Source organism: Pseudomonas sp. DR208 (genome assembly GCF_019823005.1).
GTDB lineage: Bacteria > Pseudomonadota > Gammaproteobacteria > Pseudomonadales > Pseudomonadaceae > Aquipseudomonas > Aquipseudomonas extremorientalis.
The window spans coordinates 1020001-1044944 of record NZ_CP081944.1 but is presented as its reverse complement, the minus strand read 5'-3'; the positions used below and the strand labels follow the sequence as shown (position 1 = coordinate 1044944).

At 60.6% G+C, this 24944-nt stretch carries 20 protein-coding genes, 2 rRNA genes and 2 pseudogenes (1 of these 24 running past the window's edge); 10 read left to right on the top strand and 14 right to left on the bottom strand.

The annotated features are described in order from the left end of the window. Nucleotides 1-12: 12 nt before the first annotated feature. A complete protein-coding gene (locus tag K5K89_RS04450) occupies nt 13-1119 on the bottom strand; it encodes an efflux RND transporter periplasmic adaptor subunit (protein WP_222540927.1) in 1107 nt (368 codons plus the stop codon). A gap of 18 nt (nt 1120-1137) precedes the next feature. Further along, nucleotides 1138-2358, bottom strand: a complete 1221-nt coding sequence (locus tag K5K89_RS04445; RefSeq protein WP_222540926.1) for a TolC family protein — start codon at nt 2356-2358, stop codon at nt 1138-1140. Nucleotides 2359-2600: 242 nt separating this feature from the next. Between K5K89_RS04445 and K5K89_RS04440 the strand changes: the two genes are divergently transcribed. Further along, the gene (locus K5K89_RS04440; RefSeq protein ID WP_102591649.1) at nt 2601-3971 is read left to right on the top strand and encodes a gluconate:H+ symporter; all 1371 of its coding nucleotides are present in this window, start codon (nt 2601-2603) and stop codon (nt 3969-3971) included. 84 nt (nt 3972-4055) lie between these two features. On the opposite strand, the gene K5K89_RS04435 is transcribed toward K5K89_RS04440, so the two are convergent. The 3 genes and pseudogenes from K5K89_RS04435 to K5K89_RS04425 all read right to left on the bottom strand — a co-directional run bounded on the left by K5K89_RS04435 (nt 4056) and on the right by K5K89_RS04425 (nt 6780). Further along, nucleotides 4056-4271, bottom strand: a complete 216-nt coding sequence (locus tag K5K89_RS04435) for a DUF4411 family protein (RefSeq protein ID WP_409996305.1) — start codon at nt 4269-4271, stop codon at nt 4056-4058. Continuing rightward, a pseudogene (locus tag K5K89_RS04430) lies at nt 4268-5405 on the bottom strand (ImmA/IrrE family metallo-endopeptidase). Before K5K89_RS04430 ends, K5K89_RS04435 begins: the two are co-directional and overlap by 4 nt. Before the next feature lie 70 nt (nt 5406-5475). Next, complete coding sequence (locus tag K5K89_RS04425) at nt 5476-6780, bottom strand: MFS transporter (RefSeq protein ID WP_222540925.1); 1305 nt, start codon at nt 6778-6780, stop codon at nt 5476-5478. 185 nt (nt 6781-6965) lie between these two features. Here K5K89_RS04425 and K5K89_RS04420 point away from each other — a divergent pair, with 185 nt between their 5' ends. Then, the gene (locus tag K5K89_RS04420; protein WP_092240514.1) at nt 6966-8384 is read left to right on the top strand and encodes a short-chain fatty acid transporter; all 1419 of its coding nucleotides are present in this window, start codon (nt 6966-6968) and stop codon (nt 8382-8384) included. Nucleotides 8385-8420: 36 nt separating this feature from the next. On the opposite strand, the pseudogene K5K89_RS04415 reads toward K5K89_RS04420, so the two are convergent. Continuing rightward, nucleotides 8421-8705, bottom strand: a pseudogene (locus K5K89_RS04415) (DUF86 domain-containing protein). A 151-nt stretch (nt 8706-8856) separates the two neighbouring features. Here K5K89_RS04415 and K5K89_RS04410 point away from each other — a divergent pair. From K5K89_RS04410 to K5K89_RS04395, 4 genes are all read left to right on the top strand, one after another. Next, nucleotides 8857-9177: a hypothetical protein gene (locus K5K89_RS04410; protein WP_071490989.1), complete on the top strand. Its 321-nt coding sequence runs from the start codon at nt 8857-8859 to the stop codon at nt 9175-9177. 93 nt (nt 9178-9270) lie between these two features. Continuing rightward, on the top strand, nt 9271-10971 hold the full coding sequence (acpA, locus tag K5K89_RS04405) for an acid phosphatase (protein WP_102591650.1): 1701 nt from the start codon (nt 9271-9273) through the stop codon (nt 10969-10971). 122 nt (nt 10972-11093) lie between these two features. Beyond that, nucleotides 11094-12263 (top strand): hypothetical protein, encoded by a 1170-nt coding sequence (locus tag K5K89_RS04400; RefSeq protein WP_222540924.1) that lies wholly within the window; start codon nt 11094-11096, stop codon nt 12261-12263. 147 nt (nt 12264-12410) lie between these two features. Beyond that, nucleotides 12411-12932 (top strand): SET domain-containing protein-lysine N-methyltransferase, encoded by a 522-nt coding sequence (locus K5K89_RS04395; RefSeq protein WP_071490986.1) that lies wholly within the window; start codon nt 12411-12413, stop codon nt 12930-12932. On the opposite strand, the gene can is transcribed toward K5K89_RS04395, so the two are convergent. Beyond that, entirely contained in the window at nt 12929-13573 is a 645-nt protein-coding gene (gene can / locus K5K89_RS04390; RefSeq protein ID WP_010213394.1) for a carbonate dehydratase, read from the bottom strand. The two genes, K5K89_RS04395 and can, sit on opposite strands and share 4 nt — an antisense overlap. Before the next feature lie 154 nt (nt 13574-13727). Between can and K5K89_RS04385 the strand changes: the two genes are divergently transcribed. Then, nucleotides 13728-14093 carry a serine kinase/phosphatase gene (locus K5K89_RS04385; protein WP_071490985.1) on the top strand — a complete coding sequence of 122 codons (366 nt, stop codon included), beginning with the start codon at nt 13728-13730 and terminating at the stop codon, nt 14091-14093. Between the two features lie 116 nt (nt 14094-14209). Here K5K89_RS04385 and rimI read toward each other — a convergent pair whose 3' ends face one another. Together rimI and K5K89_RS04375 are read right to left on the bottom strand one after the other, a co-directional pair. Further along, entirely contained in the window at nt 14210-14662 is a 453-nt protein-coding gene (gene rimI / locus K5K89_RS04380; protein ID WP_003188286.1) for a ribosomal protein S18-alanine N-acetyltransferase, read from the bottom strand. After that, the gene (locus tag K5K89_RS04375) at nt 14655-15401 is read right to left on the bottom strand and encodes an energy transducer TonB (RefSeq protein ID WP_222541680.1); all 747 of its coding nucleotides are present in this window, start codon (nt 15399-15401) and stop codon (nt 14655-14657) included. The genes rimI and K5K89_RS04375 overlap by 8 nt, the downstream gene beginning before the upstream one ends. A gap of 187 nt (nt 15402-15588) precedes the next feature. On the opposite strand from K5K89_RS04375, the gene mksB reads away from it, so the two are divergent. Genes mksB through mksF form a run of 3 tightly spaced genes read left to right on the top strand, consistent with a single transcriptional unit; the run spans nt 15589 to nt 20400 of the window. Then, nucleotides 15589-16866 (top strand): Mks condensin complex protein MksB, encoded by a 1278-nt coding sequence (mksB, locus tag K5K89_RS04370; protein ID WP_071490983.1) that lies wholly within the window; start codon nt 15589-15591, stop codon nt 16864-16866. Beyond that, nucleotides 16856-17563: an Mks condensin complex protein MksE gene (mksE, locus tag K5K89_RS04365; protein WP_222540923.1), complete on the top strand. Its 708-nt coding sequence runs from the start codon at nt 16856-16858 to the stop codon at nt 17561-17563. The genes mksB and mksE overlap by 11 nt, the downstream gene beginning before the upstream one ends. After that, nucleotides 17560-20400, top strand: coding sequence for an Mks condensin complex protein MksF (gene mksF, locus K5K89_RS04360; protein WP_222540922.1), 2841 nt, complete (start codon nt 17560-17562; stop codon nt 20398-20400). The genes mksE and mksF overlap by 4 nt, the downstream gene beginning before the upstream one ends. Nucleotides 20401-20461: 61 nt before the next feature. Here the strand turns inward: mksF and K5K89_RS04355 are convergent, their stop codons facing one another. The 5 genes from K5K89_RS04355 to K5K89_RS04335 form a co-directional block, all read right to left on the bottom strand. Then, a complete protein-coding gene (locus tag K5K89_RS04355) occupies nt 20462-22765 on the bottom strand; it encodes a PqiB family protein (protein ID WP_222540921.1) in 2304 nt (767 codons plus the stop codon). Continuing rightward, nucleotides 22758-23381 (bottom strand): paraquat-inducible protein A, encoded by a 624-nt coding sequence (locus K5K89_RS04350; RefSeq protein WP_071490979.1) that lies wholly within the window; start codon nt 23379-23381, stop codon nt 22758-22760. Before K5K89_RS04350 ends, K5K89_RS04355 begins: the two co-directional genes overlap by 8 nt. Beyond that, nucleotides 23368-24027: a paraquat-inducible protein A gene (locus K5K89_RS04345; protein ID WP_071490978.1), complete on the bottom strand. Its 660-nt coding sequence runs from the start codon at nt 24025-24027 to the stop codon at nt 23368-23370. Before K5K89_RS04345 ends, K5K89_RS04350 begins: the two co-directional genes overlap by 14 nt. Nucleotides 24028-24186: 159 nt before the next feature. Continuing rightward, nucleotides 24187-24302, bottom strand: a 5S ribosomal RNA gene (gene rrf / locus K5K89_RS04340). 155 nt (nt 24303-24457) lie between these two features. Next, nucleotides 24458-24944 (bottom strand): 23S ribosomal RNA (locus tag K5K89_RS04335) (it continues 2405 nt past the right edge of the window).

Sequence of the window (24944 nt, the reverse complement as noted above, 5' to 3'; positions counted from 1 at the left end):
TCACTCGCAGGATCAATGGGCGTGCTCGGCCGAGCCTTTGCCCAGTTCGGACTTGAGGATGAAGCTGCCGACCGTGGCCACCTGCGCCCCGGCATCGAGGCCCTGGCGCACTTCGACGTAGCCGTTTTCGCTCGCACCAAGCTCCAGGTGACGGGTGATGAAGCCCTCCGGGGTACGTACGAATACCGAGGGTTTGTCCTCGACGGTCTGGATCGCGGCCTGCGGGACGGTGACCTTCGCCGGGTAAGAATCCGTCGCCAGTTGCACGCTGACAAACAGCCCAGGGCGCCAGGCGTCATCGGGGTTGGGCACACTGATGCGCACGGTGGCCGTGCGCGTCTGCTCACCGAGCAGGTTGCCGACGTACGCCACAGTGCCCTGCACTTGGGTGCCCATTTCGGTTGAGCTGACGGTGACCGGTTTGCCGACCCGGACCTTGTTCAAGTCCTTGGGAAACACACCGAAGGTCACCCACACCTGGGACAGGTCCGAGAGGGTGAAAGCGTTGCTGGTTTCGCTGACGACTTCACCGACGCCCAGGTGTTTTTCCACCACCACACCGGCGAACGGCGCGCGCAACTCGTAGCGATTGCCGCCAACCAGCACAGCGCTGCCGCTTAATGCGGTCATCTTTTGACGAGCGTTGTTCAGGGCAATCTCAGCTTCCTGCAGGGCCTGGCGCGCCAGCAGGTAATCCTGTTCGGCGGAAATCTTGTCCTGCCACAACTGGCGTTCCCGCTGGAAGGTGGTGCGCGCCAATTCAACCCGGCGCTCGCTGGCGGCCAGCTCACTGCGCTGGTCGGAGATCTGCTGGCTGGCAATCACCGCCAACAGCTCACCCTTCTTCACCGATTGGCCGAGGTTGGCCTTGACCGACTCCACCACACCCGCCACACGCGGGATGATGTGGGAGGTGCGGTCTTCGTCGAAACGCACCTCGCCCGGCAATACCAGCATCGTGCTAAGGGTGCGGGGCTCGGCCTGGGCCAGTTGAATGCCAGCGGCCTGGATCTGCTGCTCGGTGAGTTCGAGTGTGCCTTCTTCTTCATCGGCCCAGGCAACGCCGGACAGCATCAGGCCCAGGGCAATGGCAAGTGCCACACCGTGTCGGTTGTTCATAAAGGACTCCAAAGACAATCAAAACCGGGCGAGGTCGCCGTAGATCCGTTCGATACGCACCCAGGCGTCAGTGGCCTGGGCGGTGGCGGTGAGGTACTGGGTGCGCGCAGCGATCAGTGTGCGCTGGGCGTCGAGCACGTCGAGGTAGCTGAACTTGCCCATCTCGAAACCACGGGTGGCGCTGTCCACTGCACTTTGCGCGGCGGGCAGGATCTGCTGGTTGAACGCGCGCACTTCGGTATTAGCGGTTTGCCACAGGTCCAGCGCCTGGCGGGTTTCAGTGCGCAGGCGCAGTTCGGTGGCGTTGCGCAGGTCACGGGCCTGGTCGGCGCGGCGGGTGGCGGCGAGCACGTTGCCCTGATTGCGGTTGAACAGCGGGATCGGCATCGACACGCCCACCAGGTTCACGCGCTCGCGCACACTGGCGTCGTACTGGCTGCCGATGGACACATCGAGGTCGGGAATGCGTTGGGCTTTTTCCAGGCCGACGCTGGCTTCGTTTTGCAGGATGTTCAGCTCGGCCAGGCGCAGTTCAGTGGTCTGCTCAAGGCGCGTCAACAACTGTGCAAGCGGCGGCAGGGGCGGTGTGGATTGGGACGGTGTAGCGACGGCCTGGAAATCCGCGCCGGCGCTGCCGGTGCTGGCGGCCAGGCGGCGATAGGCGTCGGTAAGGCCGACCTGTGCGCGGTTCAATTCCAGGCGCATTTCCGATAGTTGCACCTGCGCACGGGTTGCCTCTACCGGCGACGCTTTGCCCGCCGTGACGCGACCATTGGCAACGCCCAGGCCGCGCTCGGCCACGGCCATGGAACGCTGCGCCAGGTCGAGGCGTTCCTGCGCACGCAGCGCGCCGTAGTAGTTGTCGATGACGTCGGCGCGCAGTGTGTTGCGGCGCTGTTCCAAGGTCAGGGCGGCGGCGTCCTGGGCACGGCTGGCCACGTCAATGCGTGCACCACGCTTGCCGCCCAACTCCAGGGCCTGGCTGAGCTTGATGGAGGTGGTGCGAGAGTTGCGACGGGTGTCTTCGGCGTCCCAGGAGAGCACCGGGTTGGGGATCAACCCGGCCTGCTGGCGGCCGCCCTGGGCGATGTCGATTTCCCATTGTGCAGCCGCCAGGTCAGGGTTATTGGCGAAGGCGGTTTGCAGGGCTGAATCGAGTGTGAGGGTCTGTGCCTGGGCAGCGCCGGCAACCAGCCACAACACACCCGCCCCCATGAGTTTTCTAACGGAAATTGCCATAACGAGAGTTCCACGCCCATGAAGTACAAGCGCAGGCAATGTAGCGGCCGCGACTTATCAGGGCGGTGGAGCAAAGATTACAAATCCGACAGCAATGGCTCTGCGGCGGGCATTTCGACCGCCCGCCGCTGATCGCACCAAAACGGTACATAAGCACTTGGCCAGCGCGGTATCGGGTATGCTTTTCGGACAGGAAACAAAAAGAAACAATTTTCCCAACCTGTTCGATAAGGAGTCCCGCCTTGGAGTTATCGACTGCCGCGTGGATGGTTCACGACACTCGCCTTATGTTTTGTGTACTGCTGGCCATCGCCAGCATCATCGTGCTGATCAGCGCGACCAAGTTGCCGCCATTCCTGTCGATCCTGATCGGCACCTTTATCGCCGGTGTCGGCGCCGGCCTGCCGCCGGAAGAAGTGGCCAAGGCCTTCAGCAAAGGCGCCGGGGCGATCCTCGGTGAAGCCGGGATCATCATTGCGCTGGGCTCGATGCTCGGCGCGTTGATGGCCGAATCCGGCGCGGCCGACCGCATTGCCACCACTCTGCTCGGGCTGGGCAAGGGCAAGTCATTGCCGTGGGTGATGGCGCTGGTGGCGATGGTGATCGGCCTGCCGTTGTTCTTCGAAGTGGGCCTGGTGATGATGGTGCCGATCATCTTTGTGATGGCCAAGCGTTCAAACCAGCCGCTGCTGAAAATCGCCATCCCGGCACTGGCCGGCATGACCACCCTGCACGCTCTGATGCCGCCGCATCCGGGGCCGCTGATTGCGGTAGGCGCCTTGCACGCCGACCTCGGCCTGACCATGTTGCTGGGTTTCTGCCTGGCGGTGCCGGCGGTGATCCTGGCTGGTCCGATCTATGGCAACTGGCTGTCCAAGCGCCTGCAGGTGGATGAACCGGCGGACATCGGCGCACTGTTCAGCGCCCCGCCCAAGGCGCCGCGCCAGCCGAGCTTTACCGTGTCGTTGCTGATCATTCTGTTACCGGTGATCCTGATGCTGGGCAGCACGCTGGCCAAGGTCGCGCTACCGGCCGACAGCAGCGTCGGCCTGACCTTGAAGTTCCTCGGTGAACCGCTGATCGCCCTCGGCCTGGCCGTGATCGCCGCCGTGATCTGCCTGGGCTGGGCCGCAGGCATGCCAAGAGCCGACGTGGGCAACACCCTGCGCAAAGCCCTCGCCCCCATCGCCGTCTTGCTGCTCACCATCGGCGCCGGCGGCGGCCTCAAGCAAACCCTGCTGGATGCCGGTGTGAGCCAGACCATCAGCAAGGTCGCCGAAGGTGCGCACATGCCGTACCTGCTGCTGGCATGGCTGATCGCGGTTGCGTTGCGCCAGGCAACGGGTTCGGCGACAGTCGCCACCACCACGACGGCGGGCATTCTCGCGCCGATGATGGCCGGGCTGGCGGTGACGCAAAGCTCGCTGGTCGCGCTGGCAATCGGTGCCGGCTCGGTGTTCTTCTGCCACGTCAACGACGCCGGGTTCTGGATGGTGCGTGAGTACTTCGGCTTGCAACTGAAGCAAACGATCTGGGTGTGGTCGGTGTTGCAGACGATTGTTTCAGTCGTCGGTCTGGTGGGGACGCTGGTGCTTTGGCACTTCCTGACCTAAAAACGCCGTACTGAGGGGAAGAGCTCTTCCCCTCAATGGTTTTACTGATGCAAAACAAAACGAGCATCGAGCTTGCCAAGCAACTCAAATGTATTCATGTAAGGCACACCGAACAGTGAGCACACATTGGGTCAAATCGTCATTGCCCCTGGCGAGTTCGTCCCTGACCGGCACGATACTGGCAATCTCCAAAGCCTGGTGTTGTTGAAGAATCCATGCCCAGTAACCTGGGCAAACCGTCATTGCGTAATAACGGTTCTTGGCCTCGATCAGCGTGTTCGAATCCAATAGATGCTTCATGCCGATAGTTTCATCCCATAAGTCTTCAACTTGGCAGGCTGCACCCCCAGCAGTTTCCCCGCTTCTCGCAGCAGAATGCGTCCGCTCTGCGCTTCTGCCAGAACAGCCTTGCTCAAACGGGTGCTGTTTCTGATCGACGCGGTGCGGTAGTAGTCCCCTCCACTGCCGTCCTTATCTCGATACGCCTGCAAGATACGACGGTAGTAAGCGTCATATTCATCACTGCTGATGTAGCCAAGATCACGGGCACGACGGGCAATCACCAATGTGCTGACGTGAAAGCGTCCGGCCAAGGGAGCCAGGTTTCCTTCCCAGTGAATATTCGAATCCCAGTGCCCCCGAAAAACCAGCTCCGGCGCCAAGAACTCTCCCGCCACAGCATTGCAAAAAGCTTCTTCCTGGCGGGCACTGTGACTGTTGCCATCGGAGACACCCGGGCTGCCAATCCAGATATGCGCCAGCTCATGCATCAATGTAAAAAGCCGCGCCGTGGGTGCGTCCGCACTGTTGATGAACACCACGGGAGCCATCGCGTTGCTGATCGCAAATCCTCGAAACTCACTCACATCAAGTTTTCGGTGGGTGTCTCCCATGGCAACCCCGCTGCGCATGACGAGAATGCCAGCGTCCTCGGCGCCACTTACCAAGGCCCTGAAATAGTCCTCATAGCTCATACGGGCAAAGTCATCCGTCACACCGAGGACGCGACGAATATCTGCAACCACTTCCTTGATGGGCGAACGACTGCTGAAACTTCCCACGAAAGGCAGCGGAGAACGCTCGTGGTCCTGCAAGTACTCCAAATACCATTCTTGTTTACGGAGCACGTCTCTCACGGTGTCTATTAGATTCAAGCTGGGTTTGTCAGGAAAAACACCCTCCCCAGTACGCAGATCGGGGATAGAAAGATGATCCTGCGGCGGAACCTTGAGGAAAAGAAAACCAAAAGGGATATGTGCAATAACGGCCCATTTTTTGCGCTTGGTTAAACGTAGGAAGGCTCTGACCTACTTCCCACTCCCTGACACGCTCCAGATGCATCGTGAGACTTTTGGCAACTTTTGCCTCAGACAAACCCGCCCGCTGGCGAGACCAGGAAAGGATGGCGGGATTGATAAAAGCCGTCTGGTTCATAAGGTTCTGAATGCTGCTCAGGGGTGGCCAGGACTATAGAAACGGCGGCAAATCCGGTCAATTGATGGCCCTACGTGGCATTTGTAACAGCATCCACGGCGTGCTGTTTTCCAAACAACGCCACACTCCCCACCCCCACCGCCCCCATCACCACGCAATACCCCACGCAGATCCACGGGCTGGTCGGCATCAACGCAATCAGCAGCAGCGGCGTGGTACTCGCCCACAGCGCGTAGGCAATGTTGTAGGTAAAGGAAATCCCCGACACCCGCACCTGCGCCGGAAACAGGCCGACCATCACCGACGGCACCGCGCCGACCACGCCGCAACTGAGGCCCGCCACGGCATATGCCGCGCCCAGCCAGATCCCGCCGTTGATCAGGCTGGCGTACAGCACCGCAATCCCCACCGGCAGCATCAGGCTGTAGACCAGCACCGCGCGCCAGGCGCCGATGCGGTCCACCAACAGGCCGGCCAGGACGCAGCCGATGTTCAGGAACACGATGCCCAACGCGCTCAGGGCGAAGGTGTGGCTGGGGCTCATGCCGAAGGTTTTCTGCATCATGGTCGGGGTGATCACTACCAGTACGACCACGGCGGAGGTGAGTACGCAGGTGAGGATCATCGCGGGCAGCAACACCGCGCGATGGTCACGCAGCACGGTACGCAGCGGGAGTTCGGCGGCGGCCTGGCGGCGGGCCTGCATTTCGAGGAACACCGGGGTTTCGCTGAGCCAGCGGCGCAGCCACACGCCGATCACGCCGAACACACCGCCGAGCAGGAATGGGAAGCGCCAGGCGTAGTCGAGGATTTCTGCGGGGGTGAAGACCTGCGCCAGCAGCGTGGCGGTGAGGGCGCCGAGCAGGTAGCCGAAGGTCAGGCCGGCTTGCAGGAAGCCCAGGGCATAGCCGCGATGGTGGGGCGGCGCGTGTTCGGCGACGAAGGTCCAGGCGCTGGGCACTTCACCGCCGACCGCCGCACCTTGCAGTACGCGCAGCGCCAGCAGGATCAGCGGGGCGAAGTAACCGATTTGCGCGTAGGTCGGCATGATCCCGATCAGCAGGCAGGGCAAGGCCATCATCAGGATGCTCAGGCTGAACACGCGCTTGCGTCCCACGTGATCGGCGAAGTGCGCCATCAGGATGCCGCCCAGCGGGCGCGCCAGGTAACCGGTGACAAAGATGCCGAAGCTTTGCAGCAGGCGCAGCCACTCAGGCATTTCCGGCGGGAAGAACAGCTGGCTCAAGGTCAGCGCGAAAAACACGAAGATGATGAAATCGTAGATTTCCAGGGCACCGCCGAGGGCGGCCAGGCCCAGGGTTTTGTAGTCGGAGCGGGAAAAACGCTGCGCCTGCGTAGGAAAGGTGGCAGTCATGTGGAGGCTCGGCAGACAAACAAAATGGCGTGCAGGTTATGAGCTGAGCCCAATGATGGCAATCGCGGCAGATATATTTGTTTTCCTCATGGATCGATGAAGATAACTGCATTCCCATATCAATGGCCGTAGCGGAACATGCCGGAAAAATCGCCTGCACCTAATAACTATAAGAGGAAAGACTCATGGCCGATGCTATCGAAGAAAGCCGCTATGCCCGATTTGCCCTGCGTTGTTCCAATTTCGCCGAGCGCTGGTTTCCAGACTCCTGGGTATTCGCCGCCCTTGCGGTGATCATCGTTGCCGTGGCGACCCTGGGTATGGGCGCCGCACCGACCGAGGCCGCCAAGGCCTTTGGTGATGGGTTCTGGAGCCTGATCCCGTTCACCATGCAGATGGCCTTCGTGGTGATCGGCGGTTATGTCGTCGCCAGCTCGCCGCCCGCCGTGAAACTGATCGACCGCCTGGCGCGTATCCCAAAGAATGGCCGCTCGGCCGTGGCCTGGGTGGCGCTTATCTCGATGGTCGCCTCGTTGCTGAACTGGGGCTTGTCCCTGGTGTTTGGCGGTTTGCTGGTGCGGGCGCTGGCGCGTCGCACGGATCTGCGCATGGATTACCGTGCTGCCGGTGCGGCGGCGTATCTGGGGCTCGGCGCCGTGTGGGCGTTGGGGTTGTCGTCATCGGCGGCACAGTTGCAGGCCAACCCGGCCAGCCTGCCGCCGTCGATTCTGTCGATCACGGGAGTGATCCCGTTCACCGACACCATCTTCCTGTGGCAATCCGGCGTGCTGTTGCTGGCATTGATCGTGGTGTCGCTGATCATCGCCTACGCCACCGCACCCGGCCCGAACAGCGCCCGCGATGCCAAGGCCTGTGGGGTCGACCCGGCGTTCAACCTGCCCAAACTGCAAGCCCCCGCCCGCCCGGGTGAGTGGCTCGAGCACAGCCCCTTGCTGACCATCCTGCTGGCATTGCTGGCGGCCGGCTGGCTGTTCCATGAGTTCTCGACCAAACCGGCGATCAGTGCTATTTCAGGGCTGAACACCTATAACTTCCTGTTCATCATGACCGGCGCCCTGCTGCACTGGCGCCCGCGCAGCTTCCTCGATGCGGTGGCGCGTGCGGTGCCGACCACCACCGGCGTGCTGATCCAGTTTCCGCTGTACGGCTCGATCGCCGCGCTGATGACCGTGGTCAAGGGTGGCGACGGCCAGACCCTGGCGCACCATATCTCCACCTTCTTCACCTCCATCGCCTCCCATGACACCTACGCGCTGCTGATGGGCGTGTATTCGGCGGTGCTGGGCTTCTTTATCCCGTCGGGCGGCGGCAAGTGGATCATCGAAGCGCCATACGTGATGCAAGTGGCCAATGACCTGCAATACCACCTGGGTTGGGCGGTGCAGATCTACAACGCCGCCGAGGCGCTGCCGAACCTGATCAACCCGTTCTATATGCTGCCGCTGCTGGGGGTGTTGGGGCTCAAAGCGCGGGACCTGATTGGCTTTTCGTTCGTGCAGTTGCTGGTGCACACGCCGCTGGTCTTGTTCCTGCTGTGGGCGCTGGGGACGACGTTGAAGTATTTGCCGCCGGTAATGCCCTGACCAATGGATGAAGCATTTGTTGCTGCAACAGGTGCTTCATTCAGGCGCAACAGGAAAACATTCCAATAGATCAGGCAGGGCGCTCTGGATCGTGTCCCAAACCACATCAAGGTTGATATCGAAATAACCGTGGGCGATTCGGTTGCGCATTCCGCGCATGCTACGCCATGGGATTTGCGGGTGACTTCACGCAAAATCCGGATACTGGTCCATGATTTTCGTCGAAGCTTCACCAATGATGATCAGGCTCATGATCACCGCTTGCTGAGTACACTTGTCTTCCAGAAAACCCTCTTTACCCAAGCAATCAACAAAGGTGATCGCATCAGTGGCAGCTCAGCGGATGTGACTCATGTCTGATCGAGCGCGTGGGCTTATCTCACGCGGATGAATGGCAATCTCTGGCTTCACCCACCAATACCTTTGATTAACCTGACTCGGACTCCTACTCACCTAGCAACAAGGAACTCCGATGACGCCCCTATCCAAATCACTGGAAGAGTTGATCACTGATATCTACCAGGACGGCAACGTTTCAGTCACTGAATACAGGACCTTGCGCGACGACGCAGATCGCCGCATGGACGCGGTGATCAAGGAGTTCGGCCTGCACAACAACGTGACCGCGTTCCAGAAATCGATCGACGTGGCCATGCAGTTGTTGCAGACCACTGTCGTCGATGCAAAGAAGGCCAGGCTGACCGACACGGGCGAGGCCATCGTCAAGGACGCGGTGACGGCGCAGGTGGAGTACTTGCGCGCCGGCAGCGAGTTGGCGCTGCGCCTGCTGTGATCCGCTGATTCAAATCACTGTCTTCGTTCCGTCACATTGCATTGCTACCGTCCTGCGAAATATCTTGCAACACCTCGCCAAGGACTCCCCGCAATGAGCGACGAGCACGAAGACCGCCCTTCCCCCGATTCCGCAGCCCAACCGCCAGTCGACACCAGCCGTCGTCGTTTCCTGGGGGGCGCGGCGGTGCTGGGGGTTGGCGCAACCTTGAGTGCCTGCGGCAATACCAGCGAAGCACCGGGTAAACCGGTGGCGCGGCCGCTGACGCCGCAAGAGTTGGACAAGGCCTTGCGTGAGCAGGTGAAAACCGTGGTGGTGATCTACGCCGAAAACCGCAGTTTCAACAACTTGTTTGCGGACTTCCCGGGTGTTGAGAAACCGCTGTCGGCGCTATCCGCCGCCGACACGCAGCAGCGTGACCGCGATGGCAGCCTGCTGACGACCCTGCCTCCAACCTGGGGTGGTGTGCTGCAAGTCGGCCCGCAAACGGTGGACGGGGTGACCTACCCCAGCGAAGTGCAATTCCAGGAGAACCTGCCCAACGCGCCCTTCGCCCTCAAGGGCCCGAACGCCGAAGACCTGCCGCTGAGCCTGGTCACCCGTGACCTGTGGCACGTGTTCTACCAGAACCAGATGCAGATCAACGGCGGCAAGAACGACAACTTCGTCGCCTGGGCCGACTCGGGCGGCCTGGTGATGGGCCATTACGCCCAGAGCCGTTATTCCCTGCGCCTGTGGGACGTGGCCAAGGAGTTTGTGCTCTGCGACAACTTCTTCCAGGGGGCGTTTGGTGGTTCGTTCCTCAACCATCAATACCTGATCAGCGCCACCGCGCCGTTTTACCCGAATGCCGCGCAATCGGTGGCCAAGGCGCAGATCGCCACGCTGCAAAGCGATGACCCCACCGACCCGCGCCTCAAGCCCCTGGACAAGTCCCCCGCCAGCGCGATGACCGGCCCGCCGCAGTTCGGCCCCAGCGCGCTGACCCCGGATGGCTACGGCGTGAACACTCTGGCTCCACCGTACTGGCCGACCTGGATCCGCGACCCGGAAAATCCGGACTATTCCAAGCCAGACCTGCCCAACGTGCTGGTGCCGCAAACCCACGAACACATCGGCGACAAGCTGTCGAAGAAGAACGTCGACTGGGCGTGGTACGCCGGCGCCTGGCAAGCGACGCTGGACCAGTTCAAGGATTCGGGCGGTATTCCAAAAATCCCGAACTTCCAGTATCACCACCAGCCGTTCAACTACTTCAAGCAGCAGGGCCCCGAGAACCGCGTCGAGCGCGACAAACGCCTGCGCGATGGCGGTTTGGGGGACGAGTCGAGCACCAACAAGTTCTTCGCCGACGCCCAGGCCGGCCAGCTGCCCGCCGTGACCTTCTACAAACCCCAGGGCAACCTGAACATGCACGCGGGCTATGCCGACGTGGCGTCTGGCGACCGCCATATCGCCCGTGCCTTGAAGGTGCTGCAAGAGAGTCCGCAGTGGAAAAACATGGTGGTGGTGGTGACCGTCGACGAAAACGGCGGCTGGTGGGACCACGTGGCACCGCCAAAGGGCGACCGCTGGGGGCCTGGCACGCGGATTCCGGCGCTGGTGGTGTCGCCGTTCGCCCGCAAAGGCACGGTGGACCATACGGTATACGACACCGGGTCGATCCTGCGCTTGATCACCCGGGTGTTCCAGCTCGAGACTCTGGACGGCCTCAAGCAACGCGATGACGCGATGATCGCCCGCGGTCAGAAACCCATGGGCGACTTGAGCAACGCTTTGCAGTTCAGCGTGTAGGTTTTCTTATCCAATAGCGACATGCCCGCTGAATTAGCACGCGGTTTTCCTGGTCAGCCGCTACTGTGTGGAGGTGGGCTTTCACCCCGCGCAGACGGGCTTTCGCTGACAAGGAAATAACAATGTTCAAACCAACCAGGCTGTCCTTCACCCTGGCCGCACTGATGGCGAGTGCGGTCGTACAGGCCGATGTCGATGTACCGCTGGGGAGCACGCAGCGTGTGACCAAGCTGTTCGCTTTCCCCAACAACTGCAACGTAATCTGCTTCCGGCCCTGGACGCTGGAACAGACTGCCGAGCATTACCTGAACCAGAGCCTGCAACGGGATGGGTACACCCGGGCGAAAGTCAGCGTCAGGACCCATGACGGGCAGGTTTCGGCGACCTTCAGCGGCGTGCCGGACAATTATGGCCAACCGCTGACCTCCTTGCTCAATACCGCCGACCTGGCCTATCAAGGCGCGAGCAAGCTCAACAGCGAGGGCAAGTGGGCCTACAACTGGTACCTGTTCCTGCCGCTGGGCATGGCCCTGGACAATCGAAAGAGCATCGAGCTGCTGCACTTCCCGCCGGACTACTCGCTGACCCAGGCCCAGGACTACCTTGAATCGGCCACCACCGACCGCTGGGCCACCTTGCTCACGGAGAATGGCATCCCGGCCACCGAAACGCCGGCCTACCAGACCATCATCGATATCGCCCCCATCGCCGCGCCCTCCAATGCGGGCAAGGACCTGGAAACCGTCTACAGCTACTTCACCGATTACCAGACGCGCATGGTCCGGGAGTTGAGCCTGTCCACCAAAGGGGCATTGCCCATGGTGGCGTTCGGCGCACCGGTGCGCAGCTGGATCAAGCAACAATACGGGCAGACCGTGGCAGTACTGGGCCTGGCGCAGATCAGCCCCGCCGCTGGCCAAACTGTTTCGGTGTTGGGTGCCAACCACCCCAGTTACATCTGGTATGCGGCAAGCCCCGACACCTACGACGGCAACGAGCAGAAAGCCGACGAAGCCGGTTTGAAGGTGATGGGCCAGGATCTCAGCGCCGCCTGCTGGCAGGCCGGGATGGGCCAAAAACCCGCGAGCGATCCGAACGTACTGCTCAAGGCGTGCACGACTACCTGGCAAGTCACCCGCAAGGAGCAGACGTGCGAACTGTTCTACACCTCGGTGCGCAATCTATCCCCGGAAGATGCGAATGCCAAATGCGCCACGCCAACCATCAAGACCCAATTGAAACAGCTGCGCAATGCAGCACCACTCCCGACGATCAGCGCGCCGGTGCTGTAAATTGCACAAAAAACAGCCGATTTCTACTGTCAACATTGACAGTAGAAATCAGGTCCATGTTCGGCGAGTCTTGAGCCGCGCCCATCCGCTGCAAGACTGGTAGTCAGCCACCACCCGCAGGTCGATGCAGCCTAAACCAGGAGAGTTATGAAAACTCAGGCCATGGATAAGGCTAAAACCGCTGTGGGTGACAGCCTTTACCCTTTCAAGTCCACGCTCGGGCAAGGCTACCCAACGGACAGGCAATTCGAGGTGGTGCACAACATTCAAGGGGTGGGCGTGGGAGTCAAGGCGCGCGTGGCCTTTGACAGCCGTGTGTGCATCGCCAAGATCTCAGGCTACGCCCTGAGCGAAAGACGCCTGCACACGTTGCAGTTATCGTCGCGTATCCACCTCTACGACTGCTGGTTCAGTGGCCTGCTGTCGCATTCGTGCAAACCGAACGTGTTTCTCGACTTGCACTACCTGGAGGTCTGGACGTTGCACGAAATCCAGGCCGACACCCTGCTGACCGTGGATTACGCCATGACCGAAGACGTGCTGTTCCGGCAGTTCGCCTGCCAATGCGGCGAATTGAACTGCCGGGGCTGGATTACCGGTCGCGATGAACCATTGAACGCCGAGGGGCAGGCGTTCATGGCCCAGTGGTGCGACCGTAAACGCTCTTAGGCTTCGCCCAGCGGACGCAGGCGGTATTGCGGTGGCAACTGCTCGAAACCACTGATGGTGGTGTTCAAGCTCTTCCAGCGGCCGTCCTTGATGCCGTAGATGCAGCCGTGGATCGACAGGCTCTGCCCACGGTGCCAGGCGTTTTGCACAATGCTGGTGTGCCCGACATTGGCCACTTGCTGGATCACGTTCAACTCGCAGAGACGGTCGACGCGTTCTTCTTCAGTTGGCAACTGGGCCAGCAGGTCGCGGTTCTCGTAGTAGAGGTCGCGAATGGTGCGCAGCCAGCCGTCGATCAGGCCGAACTGACGGTCCTGCATCGAGGCGCGCACGCCGCCACAGCCATAGTGGCCGGTGACCAGGATGTGTTTGACCTTGAGCACGTCCACCGCGTACTGGATCACCGACAGGCAATTGAGGTCGGTGTGCAGCACCACATTGGCCACGTTACGGTGCACGAACAGATCACCCGGCAGCATGCCGACGATCTCGTTGGCCGGTACGCGGGCATCGGAACAGCCGATCCACAGGTATTCCGGGGTTTGCTGGCGGGCGAGCTTGGCGAAGAATTCGGGATCTTCCTGTTTGATCGCGTCCGCCCAGCGTTCATTGTTATCAAGCAGGTCTTGTAGTTCGTTCATCAGGGAAAGCCTCAGGAATGATGCGCAGTTTTGTGACTGACAACCCCACGTCCAGGTCACGCCCTGCCGGCGAATAACAAGCGTGAATTAGCTTGAATCTTTAGGCCGCGCAGCCTGTCCACACACTATAAGCCCCACAGTATGAGGATTGGCCATGACTGAATCACGACGCCCCTACGGCGCTACACAGCCCGAACCGATTGATGACAATGAAGATCGCATGGGCTCGATGCGCGAGCTGGATTTTGACGAAGACGCGCCCACCACGCATATCGGCGACGAACGGGTGCGGGAGGCCGGGCTGACTGGGGCTTCGACCGAAGACCATGAAGCGACGAACGATGACATGAGCCCTGAAACGCTGATCCATGAAGATGGAGCAAGGGATGCTCAGGAAGCGGGCGAAGGCGAACCGGCGGACTGGGACCTGAGTATCGTCGATGAGGATGAGATCGGTGGGGGCAATGGCCTGGATGAGGCCGAATTGGCAGATATTGATCCAGTAGACGGTAACCGCTGACAGAACGTGTCCTACAGGTGGGAGGGGGCTTGCCCACGATAGCGGCATGTCAGACTGATAAGGTGCCTGGTACACCGCCATCGGGGGCAAGCCCCCTCCCACAATGGGCTATGTATTTAGTCGACCAGGGTGCAGGCCATGACGACCGCATCTTCGCGGCCACCGACAGCCGGGTAATAGTCCCGGCGACGGCCGATCTCGTTGAAACCATAGCGCTCATACAGGCGAAACGCGCCGGTATTGCTGTCGCGCACCTCCAGGAAGCACTCCCGCGCATTGGCCGCGTAGGCACGTGACATCAAGTGCTCCAGCAGCGCCAGTCCCAGGCCGCGCCCCTGGTTTTCCGGTTTGACGGTAATGTTCAGCAGATGCGCCTCATCGAGGATGATCTGCACCACGCCGTGCCCCACCTGCTGCTCACCTTCGAACATCAGCCAGATCTGGTACTTGCCCAGCCCATCGAGAAAGATCCCACGGGTCCAGGGGTGGCTGAACGCCGCGTATTCGATTTTCAGCACGGCGTCGAGGTCGGCCTCGGTCATCGGGCGGAAGGATAAAGCCTCACTCATCGGTTGTTTTCCAGCGCGCCATCAGCCGGCGCATGGCTTGCCAGACATCAGCCTTACGCTGTGGCTCTTCCATTAATAATTCCAGGCCCGGCAGGGCCCACACCAAGCCCAGGCTTTCGACCTGCAGCTCGCGGTACCAGGCTTCGGCATTGGCCTCGCCGGCAAAACGCACAGCGGGCAAGCCGATCAGCCACAGGCACGCGCAGGGTTCGTCTTCCAGGCGCGCCGACACAAAACCTTGCACGAAATCCCGTGCGGCCTCGGGGCCTTGATCCATGTTGCCACGCACCAGCAGCGGCCAGCGCACCGGGTCGCCGACGATTTGCGGGCTGTCGGGCAGGCCGGCGGCGCGCAGCATGTCCTTGAGCAGCATGTAGGCGGGGTCGCGGGTCTGGAAACGTTCGCCGGTGGGCAACTCGACGAGCAGCAGGCAGCGCCCGGCGCGCAGCAATTGCAGGGCAAAGCGCGGTGGCGGCACCACCGGGGCCTTGACCACCGGGGCCGCCTCTTCGACCACCTTGGCGGCCTTGGTCACCGGCACGGGGCGCGGCACTTCGATCTTGGCGCGCTCGACCACCGGTCGCGTCTCCGGCGTGGGCTTGACCACCGCCACCGGCGCAGCCGCTTCCTCGCCCGAAGACTCGAACGCCTCATAGGGCTCAAGCGCCTGCAACAGCTCGGGCCGCGACGGCGCGGCAAACGGCAGTTCGGTGCGGGGCAGCCAGTTGACCACCTGCATGGCGGTCAAGTAAGCGCGACGTCGGGACTCGATAAGCACAGCTCGGCCACTTGTGGATAACTAAAGAGCGGGGATTCTACCGCTGTTCGGCAACAATCGCCCACTGCGTACTGACCGGCTGTGGATAAATCCCGCGTCCGATGCAGTACAATCGCGACTTTTAATCGCCAACCAGCCGGCCATTCCAATGATCGAACCCAAGCGCGTCTTGCGCGCCCTCGCCGAACACTGGGCCCTGCTTGAGCCACTGTGCGAACACTTCGACCAAGGCACCCTGAGCCTGGGCGAACTGCGCGCACAACTGGCCGCCCAACAACTGGACAGCACGCCACAGGACATCACCAGCCTGCTGGACGTGTGGATTCGCCTGGATATCCTGGTGCCTGTTGCCAAGAGCCCGAACCGTTTCGAGCTCAATGCGCAGATCCACGACTTCCTGGCCTATCTTCGCAAGGAGCACCGGCTTGGCCTGTGCCTGGAAATCGAAGCCTACCTGCGCCACCTCGAGCGCCTGGCCGGTTATATCCAGGACGCCTTCGATATCCGTGATGGCCACGACCTGGCCCGTCAGTTGCGCCTGCTCGACATGCGCGTGCGCGACGTGCTGAAAAAACTCGCCAACGACGAACAGGCCCTCGCCGCAGTGGCCGATCGCGCCAAGACCAGCGACCGCCAGATTCCGTTGCGCCAGCGTTATGCCGAGGTCCTCGCGACCTGGGACGAATACGTCGAACCGATGATCCAACTGGTGAACGCCGACGGCGCCTTCGAGCAAGGCGTGCGCAAGGTGGAAAATGTGCTATTGCGCATGCTCACCGAGCAGCAGCGTCTCGGCCATCTGGTGGACGACGACATGCTGCTGCGCACCCACGCGCGCATCCTGGAGATGCAGACCAGCGCCCAGCTGACTCTGCGCCACGCCCGCGAGCTGCTGCTACCGCTGCGCGAAGAAGCGCGTCGGCACAACGCCGTGACCCGTGGTGCGGCGCTGGCGTTGTCGGCCATTCGCCGTAAAGGCCTGGACGCAGTCCCGCAGGCGGCGATGCCGATGTTCACCCGGCCGCAGAGCACCTTCCTCGGCAGTGCCAGCCAGGTGGAAGCCTACGTGTATGCCCTGGCGAATTTCGAGCCGAAACCGGCGCGCTTTCCCAAGGCGCACAAGTCCCACAAGGGCGACGCCCAGCGCGCACCGCGCACCGTCAAGGAAATGCTCGAGCGCTGCGAAGACGCGCTGCCGATGCCAGACCTGATGACCTGGCTGCTGGAGCAGGAACCCGACGGCGCCACCGACGAATTGCTGTACTGGTTCTCGCGCCTCTCGCGGGAAAAACGCTTCAAGCGCGAACGCCTGGAACGCCGCGACTACCACACACACGAGCACCAGGTCAGCCTGCGCTCCTTCGCCCTGCTCCCGGCCAGCCCTGATGCAGCCGAGAATTCTGCGAGCACACCTTATGCATCTTGATCTATCCGAACTGTCCCAGCTGGCGCCGATCTTTCGCGAGCTGTTCAAGGGTTACCACATCAGCCGCCGCGACCCGGAGCTGTACGCACAACTGTCGAACTTCCAGGACCAGTACCGCACGCTGTTCAAGGCCCTGGGCTTTGAGCTGGTATGCGACACGCGGGGCTTCTACTACTTCGTGCCGGACACCGCCGTGGCGGCCGCGCAGGTCAACAAGACCGCCCAGCGCCTGGCGTTGTTCACCTTCATCATCGTCGAGCACCTGGCCGACCAGGGCCGCGACCCGATTGCCGTGCTCGACGGTGGCAGCCTGGGCCGTGATGAGTTGCCGTCGTTGCTGGAGAAGTACCGCGACCTGTTTATCCAGGCCGAAGTGCAGACCCAGGAAGAACTCGAAGAAAAAATCATGCGCCGTATGACCCAGCTGGGTTTTGCCAGCGAAGACAACGGCATCTATCGCTTCCTGCCGCCGATGCACCGCTTCCTCGATGTGTGCCTGTCGGTGCAGCAAGACCGCGACCTGGCAGCCAGCGTGCACAGCGTGTTGCCGCTGCCGGCACCGGTGATCATCGACGAAGACAGCGATGAGAAATTGCTGAAAACCGATGACCCACTCGACTTGAGCGACTTCGCCGATGAAAGCGATGAAGACGCCCTGGCCCGCGCCATTGCCGAAGAACAGGAGACCGATGCATGAGTAAGGAACGCTACGGCATCCGCCGCTTCGCCCTATTGAACACCGCCGGTTACAGCCTGGGTCTGTTCCCGCTGGAAGAGCCGCTGTCGGTATATGGCGCAAACAACCTGGGTAAATCCGCGTCGATCAACGCCTTGCAGTTCCCGATCCTGGCGCGCATGTCGGACATGAGTTTCGGCAAGTACACCCTGGAACAATCGCGGCGCTTCTACTTTGCCACCGACACCAGCTACATCCTCGTGGAAGTCTCGCTGCCCCACGGCCCACACGTGATCGGCGTGGTCGGGCGCGGCCCGGGCGGTGGTTTCGGTCACCAGTTCTTTGCCTATGCCGGCAAGCTGGACCTGGCGCACTACCAGAAGAACGACACCTGCCTGCGTCAGAAGGAGCTGTTCACCAACCTTGAGCGCGAAGGCCTGAAAGCCTACGAACTCAAGCCGGATGAGCTGCGTCGCTTGCTGGTGGGTGGGCATACGTCAATCCCGCTGGACCTGACGTTGATTCCGCTGCGCTCCACCAGCGAGCAGAGCCTGAAGACCTTCCGCGCGCTGTTTATCAACCTGCTGCACATGCGTGAAATCACTGCGGCCAAGCTCAAGCAATTGTTTCTCGATGCCTTCGAACACAGCTTGCGTTCCGGCAGTGTCGATTACATCGCCGCGTGCGAAGAAGCCTTCCGCGATGTAAGGCGCATGGAGCAGGACTACAACTCCCTGGTCGCCGCCGGCCCGCTGGTAGAAGCGCTGTCCAATGGTGTTCGCCAGCGCGACGTGCTGCGTGGCAAATTGCATCGCCTGTCGCCGCTGCTGGATTCGCTGCTGGGCACCTGGTCGGACTACGCCAGTGCACGCAAGGAAGAACTGACGATCCAGGCCGAGCACTACCGCAACGAGCAGGACGCGCTGCAGAACGACCAGCGTGGCGGCACCCAGGAGCTGATGCGCCTGGAGCGGGAAATCAGTGGTATCCAGCGTTGGTTGGGCGAGTTGTCGGTGCTCAAGCATCGATTTGCCCTGGTGGATGACGTCAAGATGCTGGAACAGCAACTGCTGGCGGCCAAGGATGCCCACGATGAGTTGGCCGGCGCCCTGGCGCAGTCGCGGCAGTTCAGCGCCGAGGATCTGGACGAGCGTTTGCGCGACCTTGAAAAGCGCTTGAAGTCGGTCAAGCAACAGCTCGACCATGCGGACAACAACAGCTACGCCAAACTGCGGGAAGAATTCTCACAGCAAGACGTCGAACGTCTGATGCGCCTGTTCAACAGTTCGCTGTTCAGCCTGCCGTTGGGCGAGCACGGCATCACGCTTGACGAAGACGGCCAGTGGGTCAAATCCCTGGAGCAGATCCTCGACGGCTTCAAGGGCGAGCGCTTTGAAGTGCCGGGGCTGTCCATCGACATCTCACATATCGAACCGCCGGCTTTGCAGGCCCTGGCAGATCGCGCGGCGTTGCGTGACCAGAAGGAACGCCTGGAAAAAGAACTCAAGCAGTTGAAAACCCAGCAGGCTGTAGCCTCCGACCGTGCCGCGAGCAAGACGCAGACCGAAGCGCTGTACCAGCAGGTGCTCGATGCGCAAAAGGCCCTTGAAGACTTCCGCCGTGCACAAACCCTGAGCGCCGAAGAAGGCGAGAAGCTGGAAAACCTGGCGCAGATGGAAGCGGCGCAGGATGAGTTGAAGCGCTCCAGCGATGCGTTCACCGAGCGCGTTCAGCAGCTGTCGGCCAAGCTGCAACTGGTGGGCCGCCAGATCGGCGATATGGAAGCCAAGCAACGTACGCTGGACGACGCGTTGCGTCGCCGTCAGTTGTTGCCGGCGGATCTGCCGTTCGGCACGCCGTTCATGGACCCGATCGACGATTCCATGGACAACCTGTTGCCGCTGCTCAATGACTATCAGGACAGTTGGCAAGGTTTGCTGCGCGCCGATGGCCAGATCGAGGCGCTGTACGCCCAGGTTCGCCTCAAGGGCGTGGCCAAGTTCGACAGCGAGGATGATGTTGAGCGTCGCCTGCAATTGCTGATCAACGCTTATGCGCACCGCACGGATGAAGCGTTGACACTCGGCAAGGCCCGCCGTGCGGCGGTCACCGATATCGCACGGACCCTGCGTAACATCCGCAGCGACTACGACAGCCTTGAGCATCAATTGGCGTTGTTCAACCGTGAGATCAACAAGCGCCAGGTCTCCAACCTGCAAAGCTTCCGCATCGTACTGGCGCCGAACAAGGAAGCGCTCAAGCATATCGACCAGATCATCCACAGTGCCGGTCAATATGAAGAAGGCGAAACCCTCTCGGTATTCGACCTGAGCCAGAGCGCCGAGCAGGACAACAAGAACGAAGAAGCCAAGGAGTACCTGGCGCGGCTGGTGGCGGCCAACCACAACCAGCTGGGCCTGAAGGATTTGTTCGAACTGGCGTTCGAGATTACCAAGGTGCATGGCCAGCCGGTGATTCATACTGACATCGATGGCGCCGCGTCCAACGGCACCACCATGACCATCAAGGCGCTGACCAACATGTACCTGTTGCTGCACTTGATGGACCGCGACCAGGCCGGGCGTGTACGTTTGCCGTATTACCTTGACGAGGCAGCGGATATCGACGAGAAGAACCAGGCCGCATTGCTGGAGACCAGCTTGCAGTTGGGCTTTGTGCCAATCCTGGCCAGTGTGAAGCCGCAGGTGTCCGCCCAGGTGGCGATCGACCTGGAAGGCGGCAGCGGGCCGAATGGGATCTACATTGATGAGGCGGACTGGAAGTACATCCGCCGTCATGATGTGGTGAAGGCAACGGTTAATGTACAGGCGGATGAGCCGGAGTTGGATGAAGTCTGACGTGCTGCGCTGAAATGCAAAAAGGCCGCGATCTTATGGATCGCGGCCTTTTTTGTGGCGCTTATTTGCCGAGCGGGATTTTAGGTGCCCAAGTCAGCCACTCATCTTCGAACTTGTCGAACAGCGGGAAGGTTTGCTGTGGCCGGGCGGCATTGCCCATGCGCTCGCCATCGGGTGTGGCGAAGGCGATACCGCCGGCGACCAGCGTCTCCAGGGACTCCGTGCGTACGGTGGCGCCTTTGAACAGGCCGAAGTCGAGGCCAAAGCCACTGGTGTTCCAGAACCGGCTCCCGCCACGGACCAGCGGGGCATATTTGGGCTCGATCAGAATGTGGATCAATACACGGTCGGCAGTTTGCCCCAGCTCGTAGCCGGTGACTTTGCCCACAGTGACTTCGCGGTAGGTGACCGGCACGCCCTCCTTCAGCGAACCACGGCGGGCGGCGCTGAGGGTCAGGCTCAGGCCGGCTTCCTGATGGGCGGCTTCAGGGGGCTGGGCGAGCGCGACAAAACTCTTTTGCGGGCCGGCGTTTTTCGCAGCCGGTTGCACTTCGATGTATTGACCGGTGACCAGGGTTTCCAGGTTGGCGGTTTTCATCAGGCCCAGCTCAGGCTTGACCACCCAGAACTGGCTGCCGGCGCGGGCGATGCGGTCAGCCACTTGGGTGATACGCGCACTGAGCAGTACCGATTGCATGTCGGCACTGAGGTCGACACTTTCAATCTTGCCCACGTCCAGGCCTTTGAAACGCACAGGAGTGCCGGGACGCATGCCGTCGGCGCGGTCGACCTTGATGGTCACCAGGGTACCGTGCTGGTTGGCAGCATCGCGGTCGGCAAACAGGCGGAAACGCGGGATGCGTTTTTTCAGCGGAACGTTCTGCTCGGGTGTTTCGAAGGCGATGCCACCCGCCATCAGGCTGGCCAGGGATTCACTCTTCACCTGGATTCCGCCAGTGAGACCACCGGTCAGGGTGACGCCACTGGCGTTCCAGAAGCGCGTCGAGCCATTGACCAGGTTTTCGTATTCTTTCTCGATGTGGACGCCGATCACCAACTGCTTGTTCTTGCGCGAGAACTGGTAGCTCTGCACCGAGCCCACCTTGACCTGCTTGTAGAGGATCGGACTGCCGACATCCAGGGAACCGAGGTTGTCGGTGAACAGCACCATGTGCAGGCCAGGGGAACGCAGGTCCAACGGTGGCGCCTTGGCCCGTGCGACGTACTCACGCTGTGGAGGCGTCCCTTTGTCCCCCGGGCGAATGGCGATGTAGTTCCCTTTGACCAAGGCTTCGAGCCCTGTGATACCCGCCAGGGAAATAGACGGTTTGACCACCCAGAACTGAGTGTCCTGTACCAGGTAATCTTCAGCCAGGGGATCGAGGGTCAGCTCGGCGTTAGCACTGGAAAGGTCCGGATTGATCTTCAGCGTTTTCAAGCTACCGACCTGGATACCTTTGTACATCACCGGAGTGCGGCCAGCCTGCAGGCCTTCGAAGTCGGAGAGTGTGACCTTGACCTTGATTCCGGCCGCAGCGGCGTCGAAATCTTCGTACAGGCGGAATGGCAGGCTTGGGTCCGTAGGCGGACTGTCCTTGCGGTTCTCCGGCGTGGCGAAGGCGATACCGCCGGCAACGATGCTTGAGAGGGATTCGCTGCGCACTTTCACGCCGGAGAGGTTCGCATCGATGCTGATGCCGCTGGCGTTCCAGAAACGTGTGTGTTTACGCACAAGGCTGGCGTAGGTCGGTTCGATATAGACCTTGATCTCGACGGTACTCTGGTCTTCGGAGAGCAAGTAGCTTTTGACCTGGCCCACCTGGATCTGCTTGTAGAACACCGGGCTGCCACGGTTCAGCGAACCCAGACGGTCAGCCTTGATGGTCAGGTGCAAGCCGGGCTTGGCGTCGGACAAGGGCGGCTCTTCGGAGAGCGCCTTGAACTTGCGAGTGGGCTCACCGTCACCAGGGCTGGCGGCGATGTAGTTGCCCGACACCAGGGTTTCCAGGCCAGTGATGCCGGCCAGGCTGACACTCGGCTTGACCAGCCAGAAACGGGTGTTGGTCTTCAGGTATTGTTCGACATCCTTGTTCATCTCGATGGTAGCAATCACCCCGCGATTGTTACCCTCGTCATCCAGGGCCAGGGCCTTGACCTTGCCCACCGGCATGCCTTTGTAGACCACTTCCGTTTTGTTGATCTGGATACCTTCGCCACTCTCAAAGCGCACCTGAATATCGATGCCCTGTTGAGAATAGGCACGCCACCCCAGCCAGCCACCGATGATCAGGGCAATCAGAGGTAACACCCAAATGGCCGACCAATTGGAGGCGGGGCGGGTTTTAGCTTTTGGCAAATCACTCATGGTCGTCGTCCGACTCCGTGTTATCCCAAATCAGTCGGGGATCAAAAGTTACTGCGGCAAGCATCGTCAAGATCACCACACTGGCGAACGCCGCAGCGCCTAGATTGGCCTCGACACTGGCAAGTCGCCCAAAATTTACAACCGCCACCAGGATGGCGATCACGAAGATATCCAGCATGGACCAGCGGCCAATGAATTCGATAAAGCGGTACATCACAATGCGTTGTTGCGCGGACAACGGTTGGTGACGCTGCACCGAGAACAGTAGCAGACCTATGCCGACCAGCTTGAACGTCGGCACCAGGATGCTGGCGATGAACACCACGGCAGCGATGGGGTACATACCATGCTGCACCAGCTGGATCACGCCCGCCATGATGGTGCTGGGATCACCCTGACCAAGGCTATTGATGGTCATGATGGGCAACACGTTGGCTGGAATATACAAGATGGCCGCCGTGATCAGCAGTGCCCAGGTGCGGGTGAGGCTGTTGGGGCGGCGGGCATGGACCAGCGCACCACAACGCGTGCACAGTTGCTCATCGCTATCAGTGTCCTGTTTGTTCAATTCGTGGCATTCGGTACAAATCAGAATGCCTGCATCAATCGCCCGCATGATCATCCTCTCCTGACAACGCTTGCCAGATCTGGTGGGGCGACATCACCACCTCAAGCAGTACTTGAACCATCAGCAGGCTGATAAAACAGACCAAGCCCAGGCCAATGGTGATGGACGCCATATCGGCGAGTTTTACGATCGCCACCAGCACCCCCATCAAGTAGACCTCCAACATCCCCCAATCCTTCAGGTGGTGGTAGATGCGGTACAACAGCAGTCCATAACTGCGGCCGATATTCCAGCGGATGCTGAGCAGTACTGCCAACTGGCAAATCAGCTTGAGCAATGGGATGCCCATGCTGCACAGGAACACAACGGCGGCGACGCCTTGCATGCCGGTATCGAACAGACCGACAACGCCGCTCCACACGGTATCCTCGGAGGACTGCCCAAGTAGATTGAGCTGCATGATGGGTAGAAAGTTCGCGGGTATATACAGCAACAGTGCAGCCAGCACCAAGGCGAGACTTCGCTCAACGACATTGTGGCGGTGAGCGTAAAGCTCGTAACCGCAACGCGGGCATTGGGCTTTTTCGCCGAGGGAGAGCACCGGTTTGCGCATCAGCAAGTCGCACTCATGGCATGCCACCAGGTCGTCCAGTGGTAAATCCGATAGCTCTAGGGCATCAGCCGGATCAGGCATAGATAGGGCTCTGGCTCTAAAAATGGTTAGGTGCCTATTCTAGTGCTCTGGTTCAGAAATAACTGTGCAAATTTGTCGGGGGGTAAGTAGTGCTTGAGTTTCCGACCGCCCAAAACAAAACCCCTGACTGCGTTAGCAATCAGGGGTTCTGGAATTTAATCTTGACGATGACCTACTCTCACATGGGGAAACCCCACACTACCATCGGCGATGCATCGTTTCACTACTGAGTTCGGGATGGGATCAGGTGGTTCCAATGCTCTATGGTCGTCAAGAAATTCGGGTACTGAGTCGCGGCCTGGGCCTCGCTTCAGCAAATTGGGTATGTGACAGCTTTCGGTGTTTTGTGAACGTCGAACTTTCGGTTCATTTCGTCTTCACACACCGCAATCTGATGCTCGTTAGAGTAGTCAAATTGCTTGGGTGTTATATGGTCAAGCCTCACGGGCAATTAGTATTGGTTAGCTCAACGCCTCACAGCGCTTACACACCCAACCTATCAACGTCGTAGTCTTCGACGGCCCTTCAGGGAACTCAAGGTTCCAGTGAGATCTCATCTTGAGGCTAGTTTCCCGCTTAGATGCTTTCAGCGGTTATCTATTCCGAACATAGCTACCCGGCAATGCCACTGGCGTGACAACCGGAACACCAGAGGTTCGTCCACTCCGGTCCTCTCGTACTAGGAGCAGCCCCTCTCAAATCTCAAACGTCCACGGCAGATAGGGACCGAACTGTCTCACGACGTTCTAAACCCAGCTCGCGTACCACTTTAAATGGCGAACAGCCATACCCTTGGGACCGGCTTCAGCCCCAGGATGTGATGAGCCGACATCGAGGTGCCAAACACCGCCGTCGATATGAACTCTTGGGCGGTATCAGCCTGTTATCCCCGGAGTACCTTTTATCCGTTGAGCGAT